The sequence below is a fragment of the Bradyrhizobium sp. 23 genome (genome assembly GCF_023073295.1).
GTDB classification, from domain to species: Bacteria; Pseudomonadota; Alphaproteobacteria; order Rhizobiales; family Xanthobacteraceae; genus Bradyrhizobium; species Bradyrhizobium canariense_D.
The window spans coordinates 244,540-248,219 of sequence record NZ_JADPJF010000042.1 but is presented as its reverse complement, the minus strand read 5'-3'; the positions used below and the strand labels follow the sequence as shown (position 1 = coordinate 248,219).

The 3,680-nt window shown below is 65.5% G+C and carries 3 protein-coding genes; all 3 read right to left on the bottom strand.

Annotated features, from left to right (window positions below; translation table 11 throughout):
- Window positions 1-366: carbonic anhydrase (locus IVB32_RS10940; protein WP_276576775.1), on the bottom strand; the 366-nt coding region annotated here is incomplete at its 3' end.
- Between the two features lie 112 nt (window positions 367-478).
- Complete coding sequence (locus IVB32_RS10935; protein WP_026232865.1) at window positions 479-997, bottom strand: hypothetical protein; 519 nt, start codon at window positions 995-997, stop codon at window positions 479-481.
- Between the two features lie 114 nt (window positions 998-1,111).
- A partial coding sequence (dnaE, locus tag IVB32_RS10930) for a DNA polymerase III subunit alpha (RefSeq protein WP_247410354.1) occupies window positions 1,112-3,680 on the bottom strand: 2,569 nt, incomplete at its 5' end.

Sequence of the window (3,680 nt, the reverse complement as noted above, 5' to 3'; positions counted from 1 at the left end):
TCCGGCGACGCGGCAAACGAACAGATCGCCGCGGCCAGTGTCGAAGGCATATTCCGGCGCGATGCGCGAATCGGCACAGCTCAGTACGGCCGCGAACGGATTCTGTCCGCCGACCAACGCCTCGCGCTCGTGCTTGAAATCGTGCCGCCGCGACACGCCGTCGACATAGCGGGCATTGCCTTCCGTCAGGCGCTTCAATGATGCGTCGGGCGACAGCACGTTCTGCGGCTTGGGCGGCGCCTTGGTCTCTTTGGCGAAGGCTCTGCCGGTCAGGGCGAGGCCGAGCGCCGAGGCACCCAACAACATCGCGGATCGTCGCGACGGCGCGATCCTCTCATGTGGGGATTCATTGCACTTGTCGCACATGTCACGTTCCCTCCCGGCGCGATGGACGAACGGCCTCACGGCGATCATAGCCGCAACGCTGTGACGACACCACAAATGACGGTGCGGGCGGAGCTCGAATTTCGCGCGGAGGCTATTCTGCCAACCGAAGCTCTGCGATCGTCGTCCTGGCGGCCGATTCATCCAAGGGCAGGAAATCCAGCGGCCCCTGATTTTTATAGCCGGACGTCATCGCAAGGGTGAGACCCCAGCCCAGCACCCCCGTGCTCGCATTCGCGATCATGGCGCTCTTGCGCTGACTGAAGCGCGCTACGAAGAACACGGTCTGGCCGGACTGAGCCGAAAAGTCCACGCGCGTGACGCCGAGCGCCGCCTCCTCTGCTACGAACTGGTGCTGGCCTGCCGGGCGATCGACATAGACATATGTCCCGGTCTTCAGGCCCTTGATCGGCGTACCGTCGAGGGAAAATTCCCAGTCCGGATCGCCGATGCCGCCGAAGCCTTTCTCGCGAAACACGACGACACGGGCCTGCCCGGCTTTCGGCGGACCCAGCTTTCGTACCGTCTCCGAATATCCGAGCCCGCTCCTCGCCGTCTCACAGCCGCACAGCAGTGCCGCAGCCACGAGCAATACCAGCCCACGCAATAGCATCACGCCCTCAGATTTTCCCCGAGTGCATGCTAACCGAAAACAGCGAAAGGTTGCAACAGGGCCGCCGCATGTCCCGCGCAAGACATGCAGCCGCCTGCAACACCGTGCGCGTTGCTAGAGCTGCTGCACGTCCACCACACCGGCGACCGCCTTGATGGCGCCGGCGATCTGCGGCGAGACCTTGAAGCGGCCGGGCAGCTTCAACTCGACCTCGGTTTCGAGGTCGAGCATCATGACCAGCGAGACCTCGCCGTCGCCGTTGGAGCGGGGTGCGATGCCCGGACTGCCGACCTTCGGCGCGGCGCCGTTCGCCATGTCGGGGCCGGCGAGACGCTTGGCGATCGATTCCAGCGGCTTGGTGTCGCGCACGAAGATGCGCAGGCCCTTCTGCGTCTTGGCCGCGGCCTCGTCCAGCGGCTCGGCGTGCAGCACGCGCGCGCGGACGTCCTCGCCCTGGAGCTCGGCGCCGAGCTGGAGCAGCACCGCGGCGCCCGGTTCCAGGACGTCGCGATATTGCGCGAGGCCTTCGGAGAACAGCACCGCCTCAAAGTGACCCGTGGGATCAGAGAGCCCCATGATGCCCATCTTGTTGCCGGTCTTGGTCCGCCGCTCCATGCGCGACACCACGGTGGCCGCGACCTTGCCGGCGGTGGCGCCGGTCTTCACCGCGCGGGAGAACTCGGCCCAGGACTGCACGCGCAGCCGCTTCAGCACGGTGGCGTAATCGTCGAGCGGATGTCCCGACAGGAAGAAGCCGATCGCGTCATATTCGCGGCGCAGCCGCTCGGCCGGCAACCAGGGCTCGATCTGCGGCAGCATGATGGTCGGCGCGTCGGCCGAGCTGCCGAACATGTCGTTCTGGCCGATGGTTGCAGCTTCGTTCGCCCGCTGGCACGCGGCGAGAATCGAGTCGGCGCCGGCGAAGACCCGCGCCCTGTTCGGCTCCAGCGTGTCGAAGGCGCCCGCGGCGGCGAGGCTTTCGATGATGCGCTTGTTGATCGCGCGCGGCGACACCCGCGCGGCAAAGTCGGCGAGCGAGGTGAACAAGCCGTTTTTGGTCCGCTCCGCGATGATCTGCTCGACGGCCGCAATACCGACGCCCTTCAGCGCCGCGAGCGCGTAGTAGATGGTCTTGTCGCCGACCTCGAAAGTCGCGCCGGAACGGTTGACATTGGGCGGCTCGACCTTGATGCCGAGGCGCTGCGCCTCGGCGCGGAATTCGGACAGCTTGTCGGTATTGTTGAGATCAAGCGTCATCGACGCGGCGATGAACTCCACCGGGTAATGCGCCTTCATGTAGGCGGTGTGGTAGGACACCAGCGCATAGGCCGCCGCGTGGCTCTTGTTGAAGCCGTAGTCGGCGAATTTCGCCAGCAGCTCGAAGATGGTATCGGCCTGCCCCTTCGGCACGCCGTTCTTCACTGCGCCTGCGACGAAGATCTCGCGCTGCTTCTCCATCTCGGCGCGGATCTTCTTGCCCATGGCGCGGCGCAGCAGGTCGGCGTCGCCAAGCGAATAGCCCGACATCACCTGCGCGATCTGCATCACCTGTTCCTGGTAGATGATGACGCCGAAGGTCTCCTTGAGAATCGGCTCCAGCACGGGGTGGAGATATTCCGGCTCCTCGTCGCCGTGCTTGCGCGCGCAATAGGTCGGGATGTTCGCCATCGGACCCGGTCGATAGAGCGCGACCAGCGCGATGATGTCCTCGAAACGGTCGGGGCGCATGTCGACCAGCGCGCGCCGCATGCCCTGGCTTTCAACCTGGAACACGCCGACCACCTCGCCGCGCGCCAGCATCTGGTAGCTTTCGGCATCGTCGATCGGCAGCGTCGCGAGATCGACGTGGATGTTGCGCGGCTTGAGCAGTTTGCACGCGACGTCGAGTACGGTCAGCGTTTTCAGGCCGAGGAAGTCGAACTTCACGAGGCCCGCGGGCTCGACCCATTTCATGTTGAACTGGGTCACCGGCATGTCGGATTTGGGATCGCGATACATCGGCACGAGTTCGCTCAGCGGCCGATCGCCGATCACGATGCCGGCCGCATGCGTCGAGGCGTGACGGGTCAGGCCTTCGAGGCGCTGCGCGATGTCGAAGGCGCGCGCCACCACCGGATCCTCGTCGCGGAACGCCTGGAGTTTTGGCTCGCTCTCGATCGCGGCGGCCAGCGTCACCGGCGCGGCCGGATTCTGCGGCACGAGTTTTGTGAGCTTGTCGACCTGGCCATAGGGCATCTGCAGCACGCGGCCGACGTCGCGCAGCACGCCGCGCGCCTGCAGCGTCCCGAAGGTGATGATCTGCGCGACCTGGTCGCGACCGTAGCGCTCCTGGACGTACCTGATCACCTCGCCGCGGCGATCCTGGCAGAAGTCGATGTCGAAGTCCGGCATCGAGACGCGTTCCGGATTGAGGAAGCGCTCGAACAGCAGGCCGAACTTGATCGGGTCGAGGTCGGTGATGGTCAGCGCCCACGCCACCAGCGAGCCTGCGCCGGAGCCGCGGCCCGGCCCGACCGGGATGCCCTGGCCCTTTGCCCATTTGATGAAGTCGGAGACGATCAGAAAGTAGCCCGCGTATTTCATGCGCATGATGACGTCGAGCTCGAACGCAAGCCGCGCGTTGTAATCTTCTTCCGTCGTGCCTTGCGAGAGGCCGTGCACGCGCAGGCGGTTGGCGAGCCCC